The organism is Bacteroides sp. 2_2_4, assembly GCF_000157055.1.
In the GTDB taxonomy this organism is placed as follows: domain Bacteria; phylum Bacteroidota; class Bacteroidia; order Bacteroidales; family Bacteroidaceae; genus Bacteroides; species Bacteroides ovatus.
The window spans coordinates 634,851-655,664 of record NZ_EQ973356.1 but is presented as its reverse complement, the minus strand read 5'-3'; the positions used below and the strand labels follow the sequence as shown (position 1 = coordinate 655,664).

The 20,814-nt window shown below is 42.1% G+C and carries 24 protein-coding genes and 1 pseudogene; 4 read left to right on the top strand and 21 right to left on the bottom strand.

Annotation, left to right across the window (positions count from 1 at the left end):
- Positions 1–64 precede the first annotated feature (64 nt).
- From BSCG_RS21565 to mnmE, 12 genes are all read right to left on the bottom strand, one after another.
- A complete protein-coding gene (locus BSCG_RS21565) occupies positions 65–361 on the bottom strand; it encodes a DUF4133 domain-containing protein (RefSeq protein WP_008775141.1) in 297 nt (98 codons plus the stop codon).
- A 12-nt stretch (positions 362–373) separates the two neighbouring features.
- Positions 374–736 carry a DUF4134 domain-containing protein gene (locus tag BSCG_RS21570; RefSeq protein WP_008770785.1) on the bottom strand — a complete coding sequence of 121 codons (363 nt, stop codon included), beginning with the start codon at positions 734–736 and terminating at the stop codon, positions 374–376.
- A 51-nt stretch (positions 737–787) separates the two neighbouring features.
- On the bottom strand, positions 788–1,120 hold the full coding sequence (locus tag BSCG_RS21575) for a DUF4134 domain-containing protein (protein ID WP_008775140.1): 333 nt from the start codon (positions 1,118–1,120) through the stop codon (positions 788–790).
- Positions 1,117–1,569: a hypothetical protein gene (locus tag BSCG_RS21580; RefSeq protein WP_008775139.1), complete on the bottom strand. Its 453-nt coding sequence runs from the start codon at positions 1,567–1,569 to the stop codon at positions 1,117–1,119. Before BSCG_RS21580 ends, BSCG_RS21575 begins: the two co-directional genes overlap by 4 nt.
- A gap of 244 nt (positions 1,570–1,813) precedes the next feature.
- Positions 1,814–2,701, bottom strand: coding sequence for a toprim domain-containing protein (locus BSCG_RS21585; RefSeq protein ID WP_008775138.1), 888 nt, complete (start codon positions 2,699–2,701; stop codon positions 1,814–1,816).
- Positions 2,702–2,747: 46 nt separating this feature from the next.
- Positions 2,748–3,815: an AAA family ATPase gene (locus BSCG_RS21590; protein ID WP_008775137.1), complete on the bottom strand. Its 1,068-nt coding sequence runs from the start codon at positions 3,813–3,815 to the stop codon at positions 2,748–2,750.
- Positions 3,815–4,261 (bottom strand): helix-turn-helix domain-containing protein, encoded by a 447-nt coding sequence (locus BSCG_RS21595; RefSeq protein WP_008770791.1) that lies wholly within the window; start codon positions 4,259–4,261, stop codon positions 3,815–3,817. The genes BSCG_RS21590 and BSCG_RS21595 overlap by 1 nt, the downstream gene beginning before the upstream one ends.
- Entirely contained in the window at positions 4,258–4,653 is a 396-nt protein-coding gene (locus tag BSCG_RS21600) for a helix-turn-helix domain-containing protein (protein WP_008770792.1), read from the bottom strand. The genes BSCG_RS21595 and BSCG_RS21600 overlap by 4 nt, the downstream gene beginning before the upstream one ends.
- A 158-nt stretch (positions 4,654–4,811) precedes the next feature.
- Positions 4,812–5,588: a hypothetical protein gene (locus BSCG_RS21605; protein WP_008997488.1), complete on the bottom strand. Its 777-nt coding sequence runs from the start codon at positions 5,586–5,588 to the stop codon at positions 4,812–4,814.
- A 57-nt stretch (positions 5,589–5,645) separates the two neighbouring features.
- Entirely contained in the window at positions 5,646–7,154 is a 1,509-nt protein-coding gene (locus BSCG_RS21610) for a hypothetical protein (RefSeq protein ID WP_008997489.1), read from the bottom strand.
- Between the two features lie 11 nt (positions 7,155–7,165).
- A complete protein-coding gene (locus BSCG_RS21615; protein WP_008775134.1) occupies positions 7,166–8,326 on the bottom strand; it encodes a site-specific integrase in 1,161 nt (386 codons plus the stop codon).
- A gap of 227 nt (positions 8,327–8,553) precedes the next feature.
- Positions 8,554–9,951 (bottom strand): tRNA uridine-5-carboxymethylaminomethyl(34) synthesis GTPase MnmE, encoded by a 1,398-nt coding sequence (mnmE, locus tag BSCG_RS21620; protein WP_008775133.1) that lies wholly within the window; start codon positions 9,949–9,951, stop codon positions 8,554–8,556.
- 285 nt (positions 9,952–10,236) lie between these two features.
- Between mnmE and BSCG_RS30385 the strand changes: the two are divergent.
- Together BSCG_RS30385 and BSCG_RS21630 are read left to right on the top strand one after the other, a co-directional pair.
- A pseudogene (locus tag BSCG_RS30385) lies at positions 10,237–10,494 on the top strand (response regulator); the annotation flags it as partial.
- Positions 10,495–10,576: 82 nt separating this feature from the next.
- Positions 10,577–11,236 carry an NAD(P)-dependent oxidoreductase gene (locus tag BSCG_RS21630; RefSeq protein WP_008775131.1) on the top strand — a complete coding sequence of 220 codons (660 nt, stop codon included), beginning with the start codon at positions 10,577–10,579 and terminating at the stop codon, positions 11,234–11,236.
- 284 nt (positions 11,237–11,520) lie between these two features.
- Here the strand turns inward: BSCG_RS21630 and BSCG_RS21635 are convergent, their stop codons facing one another.
- The 4 genes from BSCG_RS21635 to BSCG_RS21650 all read right to left on the bottom strand — a co-directional run bounded on the left by BSCG_RS21635 (position 11,521) and on the right by BSCG_RS21650 (position 15,491).
- Complete coding sequence (locus tag BSCG_RS21635; protein ID WP_008775130.1) at positions 11,521–12,399, bottom strand: nucleoside phosphorylase; 879 nt, start codon at positions 12,397–12,399, stop codon at positions 11,521–11,523.
- Between the two features lie 158 nt (positions 12,400–12,557).
- On the bottom strand, positions 12,558–13,559 hold the full coding sequence (floA, locus tag BSCG_RS21640; protein ID WP_004316484.1) for a flotillin-like protein FloA: 1,002 nt from the start codon (positions 13,557–13,559) through the stop codon (positions 12,558–12,560).
- A gap of 22 nt (positions 13,560–13,581) precedes the next feature.
- Complete coding sequence (locus tag BSCG_RS21645) at positions 13,582–14,052, bottom strand: NfeD family protein (RefSeq protein WP_008775129.1); 471 nt, start codon at positions 14,050–14,052, stop codon at positions 13,582–13,584.
- Positions 14,053–14,069: 17 nt separating this feature from the next.
- Positions 14,070–15,491, bottom strand: a complete 1,422-nt coding sequence (locus tag BSCG_RS21650; RefSeq protein WP_008775128.1) for a tetratricopeptide repeat protein — start codon at positions 15,489–15,491, stop codon at positions 14,070–14,072.
- A 183-nt stretch (positions 15,492–15,674) separates the two neighbouring features.
- Here BSCG_RS21650 and BSCG_RS21655 point away from each other — a divergent pair, with 183 nt between their 5' ends.
- Entirely contained in the window at positions 15,675–16,421 is a 747-nt protein-coding gene (locus BSCG_RS21655) for an ATP-binding protein (protein WP_008775127.1), read from the top strand.
- Positions 16,422–16,436: 15 nt separating this feature from the next.
- Entirely contained in the window at positions 16,437–16,808 is a 372-nt protein-coding gene (locus BSCG_RS21660; RefSeq protein ID WP_004302024.1) for a DMT family protein, read from the top strand.
- A gap of 66 nt (positions 16,809–16,874) precedes the next feature.
- Here BSCG_RS21660 and BSCG_RS21665 read toward each other — a convergent pair whose 3' ends face one another.
- The 5 genes from BSCG_RS21665 to BSCG_RS21685 are packed head-to-tail and all read right to left on the bottom strand — an operon-like array spanning position 16,875 to position 20,796.
- Positions 16,875–17,888, bottom strand: coding sequence for an FAD:protein FMN transferase (locus tag BSCG_RS21665; RefSeq protein ID WP_004309770.1), 1,014 nt, complete (start codon positions 17,886–17,888; stop codon positions 16,875–16,877).
- 30 nt (positions 17,889–17,918) lie between these two features.
- Positions 17,919–18,500 carry a manganese efflux pump MntP family protein gene (locus tag BSCG_RS21670; RefSeq protein WP_004302038.1) on the bottom strand — a complete coding sequence of 194 codons (582 nt, stop codon included), beginning with the start codon at positions 18,498–18,500 and terminating at the stop codon, positions 17,919–17,921.
- 6 nt (positions 18,501–18,506) lie between these two features.
- Positions 18,507–19,256 (bottom strand): DUF6048 family protein, encoded by a 750-nt coding sequence (locus BSCG_RS21675; RefSeq protein WP_004309771.1) that lies wholly within the window; start codon positions 19,254–19,256, stop codon positions 18,507–18,509.
- Entirely contained in the window at positions 19,240–19,824 is a 585-nt protein-coding gene (locus BSCG_RS21680) for a DUF6452 family protein (protein WP_004309772.1), read from the bottom strand. Before BSCG_RS21680 ends, BSCG_RS21675 begins: the two co-directional genes overlap by 17 nt.
- 21 nt (positions 19,825–19,845) lie before the next feature.
- Positions 19,846–20,796, bottom strand: coding sequence for a glycosyltransferase family 2 protein (locus BSCG_RS21685; protein WP_004309773.1), 951 nt, complete (start codon positions 20,794–20,796; stop codon positions 19,846–19,848).
- Between the last annotated feature and the right edge of the window lie 18 nt (positions 20,797–20,814).

The window sequence follows — 20,814 nt, the reverse complement described above, 5'->3', positions numbered from 1 at the left end:
TGAAAGGTCAAGCCCACCCACGTTCAACATTCAATATATCCATTCATGGTCAAATGGTTTTCTGTTACATTTTCTTTGAGTAGGCATAGATGAACACCCCACGTTCCAGCCGTTTGCTGTGCAATCCCTTGCGCTGCTTGAACAGAATCAGTCCCACACCGCTTGTCACGGTGACGGACAGGACAATCAGGGCAAGGATAAATCCTGCCACACAGTAGGCTATGATGAAGCCGACAATGGCGATGCCTATCGTGGCTGCCGCCCAATAGATGTAGCGACCCTGAATACCCATAAATTCAAGGGGACGTTGCAGCCCCTTGAACAATGGATAATCCGGATAGTGTTCCTCTTTCCCGTTCATGATACCTGCGGTTTAGGAGAGTCCGAAGAACAGAGGAAGTGCCTGGGCTGCCGCGATAAGGAAGATGCAGGCTCCGACCACCATCATGATTTTCTTCTTGACATCCTGCTCCTCGTTGTTCATCGCGATATATACCGAGATCGCACCCACTACGGCTACCACACCGGCAATGGCGTAACAGAGTTTCACCACGATAGGAACATACTTGGCGATTTCCTCGCTCACTTGGGTCAGTGCCGCTGTTCCGGCCGAGTAGTCTCCTGCGGTAGTCTGTGCCATCAAAGCGGTCACACCGCACATTACCATCAGGCAGGTCATCTGCGTTTTCTTTGAAGTCGCGATTTTCTTTGCGAATCGTTTTACTTTTTCAAACATACTTGTCTTGTTTTAATTGAACTTTATTGATTGTTTTACACTCGTGATTTTCTAAATTCGATAGCCGAAAAATGCCGGGAAGACTATTGTTGCACCTATGATGAAAAGGCAGGCCCCGACCAGCGTGAGTATGTGCTTGGTTATTCCGTCCTCGCCCGTGTTCATCTTGATGTATATCTGGAATGCGGCTATGACCGCAAAACCTCCTGCAACCGCGTAAATGATATACTGGACATAGAGCATCATCGTCACCACATAGTCGTGCATGGAAGCCAGCGCATCCGCTCCCCACGAGTAGTTCACGCCGCCGCTTTTAGCGAAGACGGAACAAGGGAGCAGCGCACATAGTGCGCTTAGTATTCTTTTGCCATTGTGTCGGGTCATAGTTCATCAATTACGTTCTTGGTGGTTACACCTCTGTCCGGATGCAATTCTCCAATGCCGTTTTGAATCATCAGCTTGTACAGCTCCGCAGAGTTATAGGGATTGGAGAAGGTAACCTGTGTCTCTTCCATGTTAGCCTTGACTTTGTTGTTCAGAGCCTCGATGACATCCTGTTTTGGCTTTTCGTCTGTGGAATTTGTTTCCTCCGATACATTCTGTGTCTCATCGATGTAGTGGGTCTCATACTCGTTGTCACCGATATTGAAGCCCTTGTCGTTCTCCACCACGCTGACGCTTTCTTCCTCGTCAAAATCGCTCACGTCAAATTCTTCTTCTCCGGATTTTATCTTTTCTTCGTTTTTACCATAAAGGTCTCTTGCTATCATCACAGCGTAGTAGATGATGTATGCCACGGTCAGCGCAATGGCGAAGATGAAATATGCTTTCATATCTTATAGTCTGATTTTAGAATATGATTAAAATATGAACGCAAAGGAAATACAATAATTTCATACTACGAAATATCCTCGCGAAAAGCGGCTGAATATTAAACATTATTCCGAGAAAATCTAAAATCATACTCAATTATCATACTTTGACGGGTTTTATCCGGGGCAATAAACAAGAAAAGCCCTCCGTATTTGGGAGAGCCTTTCATTGGTTGGAAGATTTCTATCAGAGGGAAGACAAAGACTAACGCCTTTTGCCTCTCAGATAGTCATTGAGGTCTTTGTAATTATAATAACATTCCGAATGGTCAGTTACACGGTTGCCACAAAGTCCGGCAATAGTTTCGACTGTTTTTCGCCCGGCAAGGTCGTTATCCAGATAGCAATGGATGGCGGTGTACCGTTCCAGTTCCACAAGACACTTTTTCAGATTACTGACTGAGTTCATCACAAGAAAATCGGTAGGACTGTCGATGCAGACATGATAGTCTCCTTTTCTATGAAGTTCTTGGTAAGACAAGAAGTCCATAAAGCCCTCGAACACGCAGACATGATTTTGGATTATATCCTTGTTATACCTGATGACGGATATGTCTTTCCCCTTTATACATCCTTTATAATAAGGATTGCGCACCTCGTAACCGCCGGTCTTGTTTTCAAAGGCTATGGCGAAATAGTGTCTTTTGCGTAGCTCATAATGAATTTCCTTGCAATAAAGCCTGCCGATATTCTCACTGATATACCTGGAACGGAGGTAAGACAACAGGGCATGGTGGCTCAGTTCTTTTACTTCCACGTTTTCCATTTCTTCCTCGATAGGACAGGGACGGACACTCCGGCTTTGTAATTGTTGAAAAGGTACGCCAATGGCATTCTCGCTGATGCGGAGCAATACCATACTTACATTGCCAGTACGATAAAGGTGTTTTCCCAGTTCTATGATGTCACCTCCGGCAGAAAGCCCAAAGTCGTACCATTCGTTCAAATTATCGTTGACCTTGAACGAGGGGGTACGTTCCTCTCGCAATGGGGAGAGGTACCAATACTGGCAGCCACGCGCATTGACCGGAGAATGTCCTATTATCCGCAGATATTCCACGAGCCGTATCTGTTTCGCTTCTTTTATATTCATTTTAGTATGGTTTACTTATATATACCCACAAACTAAACCATACTGCTTAGAGATGGAAAGAACTATTATAGGAGTAGGTACGACCGTTTTTTGTAATGGCATGATTTTCCAACAGGAACTTACACAAGTTTACCAATGTGTTTCTTCCTCTTGAATACCCAATGCTCTCATATCCCTTTTTAAGAGCTTCAAGCAAAGATTGATAGCCATATTCCGCGCATTCTTCAAAGGTTACTTCCAAGGCGGTTCGGTGTTGCTGCTCGGTCATATCTATATAAGAAGCCAGTCTGTCCATTTTGTTCTTTTTGAATTGATGTTCTTTTACCAGGTGTGGGAGAGAGTCTTCTCCGATTTCAAATGCGAAAGGCGTAAATTCCCTGTCCCTTATGTGCATGGCTCTTACTTCGCTGATTTTTCCATTTTCATTGTTTTTTGATATTTGCAGGATAGTCTCGGCCTTATTGTTCAGTTCTGTTCCGATATGCCCTCTGGTATTGTCATCCCCTTTGTTTAGATGTAAGACGGTGTGGATATGCAGTTCGTAATAGCTTGACCATCTCATCAGTTCATTGATTATGTCAAGAGATTCACTGGGACTGTTTATGTCATGGATTAAATCACGGATGCCGTCAATGATTACGAGCCCGATGTTTTGCTCTTCGTGGAGTGCCCATCGTATAATATCTCTCCTTTGGTCGGGAGTGTATTCTCGCAGAACCAAGAATTGGATGTTGTCATTTTCCTGGTCAGTAGGCAATCCTGCCAGTTTGAGGATTCGATGAAGCACTTTGTGGCAATGGCACTTGCTTTGTTCTGTGTCGATGTATAGGATTCGATTCTTGCAAGATGGCAGTTCTGCTTTGTACTTTAGAATCTCCTTTCCGGAAAGAGCCGATGCGACAATAGCACTGACATTGAATGTCTTTTTGCTTTTGGGTTTGCCGGTGGAAGCACTGAAATTTCCGATTGTGGCAATGGTAACACCGTCTATTTGTACGATTTCCTGTGGAAACTCATATTTTTCGGTAACACTCAGCCGTATATATTTCAATAAAGACTTATATTTGGCTTCGTCTATCCGATAATTGTTGGGTTGTATCATATCAGGTTGCATTATTTTTTCCCTCCTTTTGTTGGTTTGTTCTTACTTTTTTGTCCCAATGTGTAAGCGATGATATTGGCTTGCCTTTCTATTTCTGTATTGGAGAAACAGGGGTTGCGCTTTATCCATCGGTTCAGGTCATCCCTGAGAATGAATATGTTTTTTCCATTCGGCTTATACACGGTAAGTTCTTTCTGCATGGTTAACTTATAGACATAGCCTTTGGACACTTGTAGATAGGCGGCTACCTCGTCTATATTGAGAAACTCTTTTGCGGCATAAGCTATCTTTTCCACATTTTCAAGATGGGATAGCAGTTCGGCCAAAGAACCGAATCGTTTCAGGTAATTTTCAACATTCAGGATTTCCTGCTGAAAATTTTCCAAGGAGTTGTTTTCGAGGAATGATTTCAATCCTTCGATACGGGAGAGTAGTAAGTCTATTTCTTTTCTATTCATAATTCTTCTCTTGTTATAGCAGCAGGTTGCCCTATTGTTTGTACTTGATTTCTCATTGCCCATTCGCAAAGTTCCTTTCTGTTGAAATACACCAATTTGCCGTTTGGCTTGTAGTGTGGTATTTGCTTGAGAGAAGTGAGTTTGTAGATATAACTCTCGGACAAACCGAGATAAGCAGAAGCTTCAGCGGTAGTCAGCACTTCCTTGACTGCCCAAATACGCTCTTTCAACTGTGCAATGTAATTCTCGATGGTCTGGATTTTATCCACTTCGTTGATCTTTTGTTCTAACGATTGGAGCCGTTCAAAAGGTTTCTCCGTTGCCATCATCGAAATCATGTTCTCCATTTTGGAGAGCATCTTATTTTCATTTGTCGTTCTTCGATGTCTCATTGATTGATGCTGTTAAATTTGACAATGGGAGGTATGCCCTCCGTGAGTAATCGATTACGGAGGGCAAAGGTAGATGAGTATATTCGCTTGATTATGTTGAGATTGTTGAGTATCAACACAATTCTCAATACAACTCTCAACAATTTGTTATTCCTTTGTTATACTTCTCTGTTTTTGATTAGAGTGATATACTTGTCTATGATTGCCAAAAACTGCTTATCTATGGCGTTGGGAGTGGTGTCTTTTATCCGATTGAGGGTTGATGACATATCGTGTTGGGTCAGTAATTTCTTCCTTGAAGAACTGATGACAAGATGTTTTTGGGCAATTACCGATTGCCAGTTATAGGTTATCACATCGTGTGAAGCCAGTTTGTCCAACAATAAAACCAATTTGCTGTTGTTTCTTGAAGTCACAGTCTGCAATGTGTCTGCCGCATAACAAATGGCAACATTGTCTGCATCCAAAACTTCCTTAAACAAACAGACCTCATTGGCAAGCTGCACAATGAGGTCCAGAGTATGTCTGTCAAGTAAAGGTTTGATGTTGGTATTCTGATTGGTCTGAATAGGATTCCCCGGACTGCTGTTGTCGGACTCGGTAGTGGATTCCGACAGATCAATGGCGTAAAATTCGTTCAGAAGTTTTATGATCCCATTTTCGTCCAATAGGTCATGGTCGAAATGTTTGCGAATCAAAATTTCATGCTTCCCCAGAAGCTCTATTACCGTGTGGTAATTCTTTAGATGTTCATTCTTGCTCCAGGCATCATTCGCATCGTGAAACCGATGTGAATGGGTAAAGTCAAGCACGTATCGCCTGTAACTTTTTTGCTGTGTGGTGACTTCGTCTTTGTAAGACTTATGGGCTTGCTCAACCAACCGGAATAGCCCTTCTTTACCGGTCTGCGCAGGAGTCCATTGGAAACCTCGCATCGCTCTTTTCAAAAAGAGAGAGGTGCAAAGATAATTTCTTTGACATAAAACATTATTTTAAGTATTGTTGTTTGCCACCTTTGCGTTGATGGCGTTTTTGTTTTGAGTGCTAAGATAGTTATCTGCAATGGTTTTTAGTTGAATATCGTATGTGTCAATCAATCCTTTTTTGACTATAAAACGAAAATTACTATCCATACTTTCTCTGTTAGGTACTTTATCACGTTGCAAGCGGAAACAGTTTACGCACTTTACCCATACATCATAGGGATTGTGTTGCTTAAAGGCCAAATGTACAAAGTACATAAGTGAAGTCTGTGTTTTCATCCATACTATAGGATGTTCAAATACCGTTTCATCGAAAATACCTTTGAATGCGGCAAATGTGGTGTCGGAGGAGATATATCCACCGTCAAGTAGGGCAGAGAACATGGAATGTATCTCATCTTCGCTATTCGGACTGTAAAATACAACTTTGCTCGTATGAATAAGCCGTTCATCAGAAGTTTCTTCATTGAACGTATTTTCAATGTGTTTGAACTTATCACAGATAGCCTTTAATCTAACATCATACCTATCCAACCATCCGGCTCGCTTAATCCAACTGTAACCTGATACAAAACAAGCTTTGTGCGGAGTGTGTCCGTTTATGCTGAAACAACATTCTCCTTTTATCCACAAGTCCTTCTTGTTGAATTTGTAAAATGCCTGATAGACGAAAAAGGACAACTGCCGTTGCGTTTTAATCCATTCTACCGGCTTGCTGAATGTCTTTTTATTGAAAATGCCGACAAATGTTTTCAAGCCAGTGTCAGGTGCGATGTATCCGTATTTCACTAAATCTCGATACAACACTGCTATATCTTCTTCACTCTGTGGCGTGTAGAATGTCTCTGTCTGATGTGTTGGCTCAAATTCAGTAAAGTCAACTTCCGGGTAGAGGGCTTTGGTCGTTTCGTAAAGTCCCGTATTGTATCTTGGAACACGCCAAGTGCTGAATCGCTTTCCATATTCCCTTTTCCATTGCTTTTCAAAAAGGATGTAGGTGCTGGGAAGTTTGCAGATGGTAGATACAGCATAGGCTATCACTTTCAGTTGCAGCGGCTTCGTTTGCGGCATCGGCTGATAGTGTTCATCCAAGAGACCTGCGCGTATGGCTCTTTGTAATAATGTAGCCACCTGTTCATTGGCTAAAGGCTCAATCAAATCTTTATATTCGCCTTTCACCTCCTCTTCTTGCCTTTTGCAAAGTGACAGCAACGCTTGCATATTGTTCGCATAACAGTCAATTACCTTGACGTATGCAGAATCAATTTCCAGCCTATGACTTTGTACATAGTTTACGACAGGAACGGTAAATTCGTTATTTGTTATAAGGTTTGCCAAAAGAGGAGAGGGGGCTTGTTCCATATATAGACAAATCTCTTTCGCCCATTTTCCGATATTCATCCACGAAGAGTCAAGTGCTTCAAATTCGATTTCGTCATCCAAATCCAACTGGCTTTTCATTTCGCCGACGATTCGGGTAATCTTCGTTATCTTTATAACGGTTTCTTGCCTTGTCATAAGCACGGGATTTAATCAATATCTGGAATCAATGATACGGCATTCTGCTTGTTTTTGTCAAGCACCTTTGCATAAATTTGTGTGGTTGCCAGTTCTTTATGCCCTAATAGTTTTGATACTGTGTAGATGTCTGCGCCCAAGTCAAGCATAAGCACAGCGAAGGTATGTCTCCCGCAGTGGAAGGTCAAATTTTTATTGATATTGGCAGCCATGCTCCAACGCTGTAATTCCAATGAAGTCCAAGCTCCGTATGTAAATCCTGTAAAGACGAGATCTTCCGGGTTGCCTCTTTCACCGAGGTATTTTTCTGCCTGTGAGGAAATGTCAAGGTACTCTTGTCCGCCAGTCTTCTTTTGTTTGAAGACGATTCTCGTGTAATCTCCAAATTTTTGAACCTCGCTCCATGTGAGTTTCTGAATATCGCTTTTACGAAGTCCGGTCAGGCATGAAAAGAGGAAAGCTCTTTTTAGAATAGGATAGCGGCAAGGAGTAGCAGCCAACTGTTTTACCTCTTCCAAGGTCAGATAGTCACGCTTTACTTCTGCGGCTTTGAATCCCTCGATTCCACGCAAAGGATTTACAGGTATGATTCTTTCATCGTAAGCCTGGTTGATACAGGCGCGGAGCTTATTGAAATAAGAGACTTTTGAGTTTTGGGACAAGCCTTGAAACACATCCCTTTCCCTACGTGGACCGGTACGCTTGTGAGTGTCTTTTTCCACATTGTTCAAAAAATCCTTGAAGCCGTTTATAAACTCCGGAGTAATATCTTTGAATGTGGTTTTCTCATCACAATAGATTTCGAGATAACGCAAGCAGCTTCTCCAGTTACCCCAGTTTCCGTCAGATTCAGGATTCTTGTGTCTTTCTTCAACCATCTTCCGATAGTATTCCAGAAAAGGAGTATCTTCTTTGAATTGGCGAGTGAAAGAATACTCTCCATTCTGCATTTCAATGAGGCGTTTGGATTTTATAGCCTGGGCGGTTGCCAATGTCTGTCTGTTTTGCTCACGCTCCAGCGGAGTAGTGGCATCGATCAGATAAAGTTTCAAATACTCTTTCTGACGTTTCCCATTTCTGTAGATGTCGAGATACAAGCTCACGTTACCGTTTGCCAACTTCTTTTCCCGTAATTTTACGGGTTCTTTCTGGATTGTTGTTTTCTTAGTCATAGCCTGTTCCTATTTTAATGAGAGATGTGATTCATTGTCTTCGGGGGACAGATTTTTGTCCCTCGCATCCCTTTCGGGGGACAATCTGGGGACAAAATTACGAAAAAAATATGAAAACAGGCAGAAAGTATGGAGAAAAAGAGAAAATGCAAATCCTTATAAAATCATTGATTTTTCGCACTTTACAGATTTATATTTTCTCTTTTTATGCTTTTCTTTTCTTTGTATCACTTGCCGATGCAAAAATGTTGAAAGATATTTTGAAGCACCATATCATTCGTAACCTCACCAGCGATGTCCGAAATAAAGAAGATACACTCTCGTATGTCTTGTGAAAGAAAATCTCCGGAAATCTGCGAATCAAGTCCACTCTGTACTCTATGAATAGCTTCCAAAGCTTTATTTAAAGCTTCGTAATGCCTTACATTTGTCACAATAATGTCATTTTGTGTCACTGTAGGCAAGTGTGCGGCATCAATAAGCATTTTTTGCAGTTCACTTGTGTTCTCTCGTTGTTTGGCCGAGATGAAAATAGATTCCGTAGATTCTTTGGGGAAGTCTTTTAATAAAGATAATAAATTCTCTTTCTGTTTGTCTTCGATCAAATCCGCCTTATTAAACACAACAATCAAATGTTTTCCTTCACAACGCGGAATAATCTTCTCTGATAACTGCTCTATTTGAGAGGCAGCATTCACAGCATCTACCATCCAAAGAACAATCTCTGCCTGATCTAACTTTTGGAAAGTACGTTCGATACCGAGACTTTCAATCGTATCATTGGTTTCCCGGATTCCGGCAGTATCAATGAAACGAAAAGTGATTCCTCCGATGTTGATAGTATCTTCGATCACATCACGCGTTGTCCCGTGGACATCACTGACAATCGCCTTATCCTCATTCAATAATACATTCAGTAAAGTCGATTTTCCGGCATTTGTTTCACCGATAATAGCTACAGGGACACCGTTCTTAATAGCATTACCAACACTAAAAGAATGAGCCAACCGCGAAATGACCTGTTCGATTTCATCTGCTAGCTTCCTTAATGCAGAACGATCGGCAAATTCAACATCCTCTTCGCTGAAATCCAACTCCAGTTCAATCATAGAGGTGAAATTCAGCAATTTGTTGCGTAACTCCGTCAATTCTCTGCTGAAACCACCTCGCATCTGGCTCATAGCCAAACGATGAGTGGCAGCAGATGAAGAAGCGATCAAGTCCGCCACAGCCTCTGCCTGACTTAAATCCATCTTTCCATTGAGGAAAGCACGTTGCGTATACTCTCCCGGTTGGGCCATGCGGCAACCGTTCTCAATAAGCAACTGCATCACCTGTTGAAGAATATAAGAAGAACCGTGGCATGTGATTTCCGTACTATCTTCTCCCGTGTATGAATGAGGGGCACGGAAAAGACTGACGAGCACTTCGTCAATAATCTCGTCCCCGTCATAAATACGTCCGAATGTCAAAGTATATGGTTTTTGCTCACTCAATAATTTGCCAGTCTTGGCGGGCTTGAATATGCTGCCGGTGATAGAAATAGCTTCCGGACCGGAAACGCGGATGCTTCCGATAGCACCGCCCTGGGCGGTAGCGATAGCGCAGATCGTATCTTGATTCATTTGTTTTTTCTTTTTGGATGAGCAAAGATAATTGTTTCTAAGTAAAAAATAGAAAATTGAGCACAACTTGTGCTTTATTTGTTTATATTTGCTGCCGTGCAGTGGTACACCAAACAAAATAAAACAATAATGCTTATGGAACCAGCGATCAATTTATATTCTCCGAATGAGAAAAGCGAACTCATACGGGAAAACTACCAGGAAATACTTTCTGTGCTTGCAGCTCATCAAATAGCTTTGTGGGAGTATGATATCATTACGGGCAAATGCTCTTTTTCAGAATTGGGGCAGGAGGCTATCAATAGTTTCATCCGTGAAAGCCCGGATTTGATACTGATGGATATTCGTATGCCGGTGATGGACGGTATTCAGGCTACTGAAAAGATTCGTACGATTTCTCTGACCGTGCCTATTATTGCAGTGACTGCGTATGCTTTTTATACCGAACAGCAACAGGCTATTCAAGCCGGATGTAACGCCGTTATTTCAAAACCCTATTCTTTGGAGAGGCTAAGAGAGACGATAGAATCTTACATCGGATAATTAATTTTCTAAAAGAGAACCAACATTCTGAATATTGTAGTGTTACTATTATAATAGTAGTAACATTATAATAGATTTGAATATGGAGAAAGTGAAAAAGATAGTCCTTATCGGAGCAAGTGGCTTTGTTGGTTCTGCTCTTCTGAACGAGGCTTTGAATCGTGGTTTCGAAGTTACAGCAGTAGTTCGTCATCCGGAAAAGATAAAGATAGAGAATGAAAATCTGAAAGTGGTGAAAGCCGATGTAGCTGTGCTTGATGAAATGGCCGACGTTTGTAAAGGTGCGGATGCCGTTGTTAGTGCGTTCAATCCGGGATGGAATAATCCTGATATATACGATGAAACCATTAAAGTTTATCTGACTATAATTGATGGAGTGAAGAAGGCTGGCGTCAATCGTTTTCTGATGGTTGGTGGTGCCGGTTCTTTATTTATCGCTCCGGGCTTGCGTTTGATGGATTCCGGCGAAGTACCCGAAAATATATTGCCGGGAGTGAAAGCCTTAGGAGAGTTTTATCTGAATTTCTTGAAGAAAGAGAAAGAAATAGACTGGGTGTTCTTCTCTCCGGCAGCAGATATGCGTCCGGGAGTACGTACAGGGCGTTATCGGTTGGGAAAAGATGATATGATTGTAGACATTGTAGGAAACAGCCATATCTCTGTCGAAGATTACGCTGCCGCAATGATTGATGAATTGGAATATCCGAAACATCATCAGGAGAGATTCACGATTGGTTATTGATAAAAAATCAAATTAAAAATAACTGTGTGATATAGTGACGCTATCCTTCTCGGATAATGTCACTATAATCGTATTATAGCGTTACTATCACGGCGTCATAGTGATACTATGTTGAAGATAGGCTAAATGATAAAAATGGACTGTCTAACAAGTCCCTTATTAAGAATTTCCCCCACGCTATAACTATTTGTAGCGTGGGGGAATTTCAATATTTAGAATTCGTTAGACAGCTTTATAATTCTATTTTAACGATTACAATTTTATGCTTTCAGAAGAGCGTACCTCTATATTCTGTCAAGTACAGTTTTAATCAGTGTATCAATTGTGTTCTTATATCCTGTATTGGCCTCTTTAATGAGCCGGTTGGCTATCACCATGCAGACGGTCATAGCCTTGTGTCCCATCAACCGGCTAAGTCCTGCCAAAGCCGAACTTTCCATTTCGAAGTTAGTAATCTTATAGCCTTTATATTCGAAAGATTCAATCTTATCATTCTGTTTCGGGTCTGCCAATGGAACACGAAGTTCACGTCCCTGCGGACCAAAGAAACCTCCGGCAGCGATTGTTACTCCACGTACCATGTCATCTTTGGCAATCCGGTCAATCAGTTCTTCGCTGGCGTCAATGACATAAGGGGCAGGCGCGCACATATTTCCCGACCAACCCATGTGATTGAGGAATGCACGTTCAAAAGATAAGTCGCATACAGCATTTCGTCCGGCATAGAAATTCAGCAATCCGTCGAAGCCGATAGACTTCTGCGAACACACAAATGTTCCGACAGGAGTGTTGGGCTGTAAGCCACCACATGTACCGATACGTACTAATTCCAGTTGGCGGAACTGATCCTTTTCTTCGCGGGTATTAAAATCTATATTGGCGAGTGCATCCAGTTCATTCATTACGATGTCGATATTATCGCAGCCGATTCCTGTAGAAACCACTGTAATCCGTTTACCTTTATAAATACCTGTGATGGTTTTGAATTCGCGGCTTTCCACTTCACATTCTTTGTTTTCGAAATGAGAAGCTACGAGTGCTACACGTCCGGGGTCACCTACCAGAATTACTTTGTCTGCCAACCATTCGGGCTTTACGTGAAGATGGAATACTGAACCGTCTTCATTGATAATCAATTCAGAGGATGGAAAGTACTTTTTCATGTTATTGAAGGGTTTTAGTTTTATAATAGGATTTGTATCTATAAATAGAAACGCCGGAACCGGATTTAAGTTCAGAAGAAGCCACTATCTTTTTCCTTTAGAAAAGGGGAGTGCGTCTTACAACTGAAATGAAATCGGATTCCGGCGTTTGTGAACGATTATTTGCTCAATGGCTGATTGCCTGCATTGCCTGTTGCCGGCTTAGCGATATTCTCGCGCATGGAGGTGTCAGCTTCAATATTCTTCATGCGATAATAATCCATGATGCCTAAGTTGCCGCTGCGGAAAGCTTCAGCCATCGCTTTAGGAACTTCAGCCTCTGCTTCGATCACTTTAGCACGAGCTTCCTGTGCTTTTGCTTTCATTTCCTGTTCGGAAGCAACTGCCATGGCACGGCGCTCTTCGGCTTTTGCCTGTGCGATGTTCTTATCTGCGTTAGCCTGGTCAATTTGCAGAGCAGCACCGATGTTCTTACCTATATCGATGTCCGCAATATCAATAGACAAGATCTCGAAAGCCGTTCCTGCGTCCAAACCTTTACGAAGTACAAGTTTAGAGATCGAATCCGGATTCTCAAGGACCGATTTATGGTTTTCAGAAGAACCGATAGATGAAACGATACCTTCGCCTACACGGGCAAGGATCGTATCTTCACCTGCACCACCGACCAACTGACGAATGTTGGCACGTACCGTAACACGTGCTTTGGCTATCAGCTGAATACCGTCTTTTGCAACAGCCGTAACAGGAGGCGTGTCGATCACTTTCGGGTTTACAGACATCTGTACAGCTTCGAATACGTCACGTCCTGCAAGGTCGATAGCAGTAGCCATCTGGAAAGGTAATTCGATATTCGCTTTCGATGCGGATACCAAGGCGTGAACCACCTTTTCCACATGTCCTCCCGCCAGATAATGGGCTTCCAGTTCATCACGGGTAATGTTTTTCAGACCGGCTTTGTGAGCCTCGATCATTCCCGGCACGATGATGTACGGCGGAACGTTACGTATACGCATTAAAAATAGTTGTATCAGCGAGATGTTAACTCCCGACACTTTTGCCGACAACCAGAGGAAGAACGGCACGTAATGGAAAAATATTATCAAGAAGATAATACCTCCAGCTATCAGAAAGATAGGCAAGTAGAAAGATGATTCCATTGATGTTATTATTAAGTGAATATTATTCTTTGTGTTTTTCAACCATGATTGTACCGTCGGTGATACGGCTTACAATAATCGGAGTCTTTTCATTGAGGAATCCGTCTATTGATTTTACTTCCACAATTTTTCCGTTTATTTCGGCATAACCGATTTGTGCCAGACGTGTGGTGCTGATTCCTGTATCACCCACTTTGACGCTGTCTTCTGCGCTACGGTCTACTTTCGAATCAATATCCTTTTTCAATGCCAGTTTGTCCAGCATCTTCGATCGCATAAACCAGATCAGTGATCCGATGCAGGCAATCGCCGATATGCCAAGAGTGATAAATCCTCCTGCCATACCTAAATTGGCAAACGCATAGTAGTTGGCATAAAGAATGCAAACCAATGCAGAAATTCCGGCCAGGCTAATGCCCGGGATGACGAACTGTTCTACCAGAAACAGTATGACTGCGGCAATAATGAGAACGGCGATAATGAGTATATCCATAGTTCAGAGTTATTAATTTATTTTGTTTTTTCTGCATTGCGTACATTCACTTTGAGAGTATCCAGCTCTTCGGACATTTGCAGTACCCGCTTTTCGAGGTCGAGGATGGCAGGAGCCATTTTCTCTTTTCCCTGTTGGTTGGCACCGGCATATTGTTGACGCAGGCTATTCAGCTTTTCTTCTTGCTGATAATAGTCTTTCTCCATCTGTTGGTAACGCTGGAAAAGTGACTTTGCTTTTGCGGATTTAAAGTCGCTCATCAGATAGTAAGTCGTATGATCGTCAATGACAAATTCAAAGTCCATCGCACGACGTTCTTTAGGCTTATGACTGATGGCAGCTTCCAGGCGTTGCAATGCTTCGGTTACAGCTTGTTTGTCTTTCCAGGTTTCTTTCAGCGAATGAATCTGTGCCAGACGAATAATCTGTTGCTGTTCCATTGCTTCATAATTATAAGTCTGCTTGGAAGTATTAGGAATGAATACATAAATGCATACCTTTCCTTCAGGCTGGAAACGGTCGGAAGCAAACCATCCGAGGTTGTTGTATTCGTCAATGACGTACATATAATCATTGTACGGTGAATTGAACGGCATACCTACATTGTCCGGAACAAGATAAGTGTCGGTATTCGTGTTGTAACGGGTGACAAAGATGTCGTAGCCACCCAGTCCTTCACCATCGCTGGCATAGTAAACCGTGACGCCGTCCGATAGAACGAACGGATAATTTGCGTTTCCGGAAGCATTGATACTACCCGGTAACGGGCGTCCGTCACTCCATTCATTCAGCAATTTGTTTTTTGAGAAGATGTCAAGATTACCGTTCTCGCCCTTTTCGCTATAATAGATTTTATTTCCAATTTCTGTTTCATAGACAGTTCCCGGATGATCTCCTTCTGTCTTGAAAAAATCATTGAAGGTAAACAATTTACCTGATTCTTCACTAATCTTGTATGCATGGAGGAAAGTCGCCTTGTCTACAACGAAGCTGTCAATGATACATACATCTTCCACTCCCTTCAACATCCGGAGGTCAGCTTTGCTCTTTTCCAGAAGTTTCTCCGCTTCTTCCGTCGATTTCTTACGTTTACTTAAATCTGCGATATATTCTTCAAAACAGTTTACAGCATCTTCGAAACGATACGTTTCATTATATGCTTGTCCCAGATAGAGTTGTCCACTGGTAACACGTTTTTTCACTGCTATCTCAAGAGGTTTCACAGCTTCTTCCGCTTCTCCGGTTTTCAGGCAACATACGCCATACCAATAGTTATAATTCCCGTTCGACGGTTGTGATTTAGCATACTTTTTGAAGACAGGCTTGGCTTTTTCATAGTCACCCTTAGTGAATAAGGTGCGTGCCTGTTCCAGCGTTTGTGCAGATACTTCGCAAAGGAAGAGGCTGCAAATTAAAAATAGAATATATTTTCTTTTCATCGTTTTGAGCGTTTATGAGTGACGGGTAGATTGAAAACATTGCTGCTTTCGGGCACCGGTCCATTTATCAATTGTTCAAAAGTACAAATTTATTAGAAATAAACCCTTTTTCAGTGATTCTATTATGTTAATTCTTCTTTAAATCATTCTTTTCGCTTACTTTTGCAGCCGATTTTCAAAGATATGACACAATTTACGGAAGAAGAGAAAGCCATTCGCCGCATTGAACGGCGGTTTAGTAAAGGAGTGGTGCAATATGGATTGATAGAAGAAGGAGACAAAATCCTTATCGGACTGTCAGGAGGAAAAGATTCGCTGGCGCTTGTTGAACTGTTGGGTAGACGCGCACATATCTATAAGCCTCGTTTTTCTGTCGTTGCCGTTCATGTAGTGATGAAGAATATTCCTTATCAGAGCGATACAGAATATTTGAAAGCGCACTGCGAGGCGTATGGAGTTCCCTTTGTACAGTATGAGACTGCTTTTGACCCTGCTACCGATACACGTAAATCTCCCTGCTTCCTCTGCTCATGGAACCGCCGGAAAGCTTTGTTTACTGTTGCCAAGGAGCACGGATGCAATAAAATCGCTCTCGGTCACCACATGGATGATATTCTGGAAACTTTATTGATGAATATCACTTATCAGGGAGCATTCAGTACAATGCCGCCCCGGTTGGTGATGAAGAAGTTTGATATGACAATTATTCGTCCGATGTGTCTGGTCCATGAAGCTGATTTGGTAGAATTGGCAGCTTTGCGTCATTATCAGAAGCAAGTGAAGAATTGTCCTTATGAATCGCAGTCCAGCCGGAGTGATATGAAAGGAATTTTACGGCAGTTGGAAGCGATGAACCCGGAAGCTCGTTATAGCCTTTGGAGCAGTATGACTAATGTACAGGAGGAATTATTACCAGATAAAATAGATTAATTTGAATAGATTGTTATGAAAGGATTCTATACCATTTTGTTACTGATTGTATCTAATGTCTTTATGACATTTGCTTGGTACGGACATTTAAAGATGAAACAGGAGTACAGTTGGTTCGCAGCTCTTCCGCTGATTGGTGTGATTGCGTTCAGCTGGGCGATCGCCTTTTTTGAATATTCCTGTCAGATACCGGCCAATCGCATTGGCTTTATAGGCAATGGAGGCCCGTTTTCATTGATGCAACTAAAAGTCATTCAAGAGGTAATAACACTTGTTATTTTTACAGTGTTCACTACCATCTTCTTTAAAGGTGAGGCTTTACATTGGAATCATCTGGCTGCATTTATTTGTCTGATTGCAGCAGTGTATTTCGTGTTTATGAAATAGATATTTGCCAATTGAATAGAGGTTCTGTTTTACTCAAGTAGAACCTCTGTTTGTATAATATATATATTACGGAGTAGTTATGTATTTTTTCATTCCCTCCGTATAATAAGTCTTGAACTCTCCATTTTCTCCACTATAAATAAAGTAGGCGTCAATCGTTGTATCCGCTTTGCAGAAAGCTTCCGCTTCTTCCAGTCCCATCACCATGAAGGCGGTGGCAAGGGCGTCGGCAGTCATACAGTCTTTGGCGATTACCGTAGAGGACAAGATATTGTGTTGTACCGGATAGCCAGTTCTAGGGTCAATCGTATGGGCGTATTTCTTCCCATCCTTATAATAATAATTGCGATAGTTTCCGGAAGTAGCCAAGCCTAAATCTGTTATCTCAAGAATTGTCTGTAAGTCTTGGTTTACGGCCAGTGAATCGTCGATGGGCTTATTGATTCCAATGCGCCATAAGCCTTTGGAAGGATTTTTCCCTTTCACTACCACCTCGCCGCCTATATCTACCATATAGTTTTTTATTCCCTTACGGTCGAGCAGTTGTGCAATTACGTCTACCGAATACCCTTTGGCCACGGCACTACAACTTAACATAGTACGAGGATCCTGTTTGATAACTTTGCCGTTATCCATTTTCACTTTTTCATATCCGGTGATTTGTAACAGACTGTCTATCATTAATGAATCAGGAAAAGCACCTTTTTTGAAACCGAATCCCCAAGCATTGGCAAGAGGGGCTACTGTAATGTCGAAAGCACCCTTTGTCTCGCGGGAAATTTCCATCGAGCGATGGAAGCATTTCTGGAAAAAACTATCAGTCACCAGCTCTTCATTGCGGTTGACGCGACTGATAACAGAACTGTCATTGAATGGCGATAAAGATTGGTCGAAGCGTTTTAGTTCAGCTTCTATTTCCGGTTTTAAGTCACCGTCATGCTGATAAGTAATTTTATATACTGTCCCAAACACCAAACCTTTGACACTGTAATAGCCAACTTGTTGATTATGTCTGACTAATATCCAGATAGTTGCCAAAATCAGGAAAGCCAGCCAAAGGAAACTTTTTTTTGTTTTCATACGCTCTTCTATTTGATGAGAAAACTCGTTTTATTGAAGAAATAAATGTTCAATTAATATCTTTAGTCCGATAATGACTAGAATGATACCTCCCCATAACTCTGCTTTCAGTTTCCGGGCGATGCCGCAGCCACATTGGATACCAAAGATCAGACCGATGAGTGACATGACAAATGAAACAAACCCGATGATGCTGATAGGAGGAAGGATTTCGGTATAGTCCTGAACTCCCAGAAAGGCAAAGGAAATGCCGATTGCCAATGCATCAATACTTGTGGCTATTGCCATAGTCAATACCACTTTCGGATTTGCCGGATTGAACAGTTTACAACATTCTTCTTCTTTGAAAGATTCTAAAATCATTCGTCCGCCTAAGAAGGCAAGGATCGCGAAAGCAATCCAATGGTCTACACTTTCTATAAGATGACTGAATGTCTTTGCACACATCCATCCGATAAATGGCATGATTGCCTGAAAAAAGCCGAAAGCAAAAGCCATGATTAGCATGGGTTTCCAACGGGTACGTTTCAAAATAATACCGCTTGCAATTGAGACAGCGAAACAATCCATCGCCAGACCTATTGCAAGCAGCCAAATCTCTAGTCCTGTCATTGTATTCTAAAGAGGCAATTTATAAATAAGGGAATAAGTGATTCCCATGTTATTTGATTTAAACTTTCCGTAACCGGGCACGTACCATGGGTCTCCATATTCTCCGGTAGATGCTTTGGTTTTGTATTTCATACGTACCGACCACCCCATGTTGAAGTTTTTGTAAATACGTACTTTGACGCCTAAAACGATTTCCAGCCATTGCACCGATCCTTTCATACCCAGATGGCTGAATGGCACACTTCCTCCCCAATAACCGTCTTCCAAACTGGGGTTACCTATTACATCTCCCCAGATAGGATCATCTGCCGGCATTGTGGAAACATCATATTTAAATGAACTGAATGCATAGCGAAGTCCTGCATACAAGTAGCTATTTTTCTCTTTTTTCTTTGCCATGGTGTTGTAGTCCACACCGATTCGGAAGAATGGGGCCATTTTGCTCTTATAGTGTATGCCTGTTTCGCTCCAGGTATCTGTTCCTCCCATACCAAACTCAATAGTAGGGATGAATTTATTCTTGAGGTTAACGGCTACGCTGACTTCAGAACTCATAAAGTCGCCTCCCAGCAGCTTGCTTCCAACGCCATATAAATCCACACCGACATACGTACCATTGTAGAGCGGAATGGTATCTATCTCGGCAACCTCTTTTTTCTTCTGATCTCTTTTGGGCGTTTGCGCCGGACGTTGCTGTTGTGCCAGCAACGGAAGCCCAATGCAAAAGAGCAGAAGCAGACTAATTAGTCGTTTCATCAGGTGTGCGTTCTGGCCGATAATTATAGAATATCTGCAAGTTCTCGATTTCATTTGTATTGGCTTCTTTATTTTTTATATGAAGAGAATCTATCTGGTCCGGCTGCCCGTTGCCATAGGGAGGAGGGTTACCCGGTCTTCCCGGTTTTCCAAATTTAGCGCTGATTATATTTTGTTTCATCATATAACCACATTCCATGGACTGGAAATAAGGAGTATTTTGTTGTACAATGTATAATGTGTCAAAATCTTTTTCTCTACGTTTGGGATCGTATCTGAATATGAACACAGTAGTGTCACTTGTGTATCGTAGTGGTAACATCAGGGTATGCACATTCTTTTCATTGTTCAGAATGATAGAGTCGGTGCCTAATGCTGTGATTGTTAATGAATCAAGCGTGTCTTTTAATGCAATAGTAGGGTTATCCGGATTAATGGTATATATTGTGCAGTACATCATCGGACGTCCTGCCAATGAGCAATCGTTCTCATCCGAGCAGGCACTGTGTAAGCTGACTGCACCGCCAATGATAGTCAATATGAGAAAGATACGAATTAAATTCTTCATAGTCAGTTTATTGAATGTGAATCAAATTTTCTTTTCTATCTGATAGTTATTCCGTTCCGGTGCATTGCGCGAGATGAGTTCGCCAAGGAATCCGGCTAAGAATAATTGCGTACCTATAATCATTGCCGTAAGTGACAAATAGAAATAGGGAGAGTCGGTCACCAGTCGGTAGGGGAGACCGTTGTACATGGCATATAGTTTACTGGCACCTACGATGATGACAGAAATCATTCCTATCAGAAACATCAATGATCCCAACAGTCCGAAGAAATGCATCGGCTTGATGCCGAATCTGGAGAGGAACCAAAGAGAGAGTAAATCCAGATACCCGTTTACGAAACGGTTCAGTCCGAATTTTGTTGTGCCGTATTTACGCGCCTGGTGGTGTACCACCTTTTCACCGATTTTCTTGAATCCGGCGTTCTTTGCCAAATAAGGTATATAACGATGCATCTCACCGTACACTTCGATATGTTTTACGACCTCTTTGCGATAGGCTTTCAATCCGCAGTTGAAGTCGTGCAGGTTTTTGATGCCTGATACTTTGCGGGCAGTAGCATTAAACAACTTGGTGGGCAGTGTTTTTGAAATAGGATCATATCTCTTTTGCTTCCAGCCGGATACCAGGTCGTAGCCATCCTTTGTAATCATCCGGTAAAGTTCGGGGATTTCGTCTGGGCTATCTTGTAGGTCCGCATCCATCGTTATGACTACGTTTCCTTCCGCTTCAGCGAATCCACAGTAGAGTGCAGGTGATTTACCGTAGTTACGGCGGAATTTGATACCTTTTACATGTTCCGATTGAGCTTTAAACTTTTCGATCACTTCCCATGAATGGTCGGTACTTCCATCGTTAACGAAAATCACTTCGAATGAGAATCCGTTGGCTTGCATTACCCGTTCTATCCAAGCATAGAGTTCGGGTAGTGACTCTTCTTCATTGAATAATGGGATTACAACTGATATATCCATTTTTTTATTACTAATTAC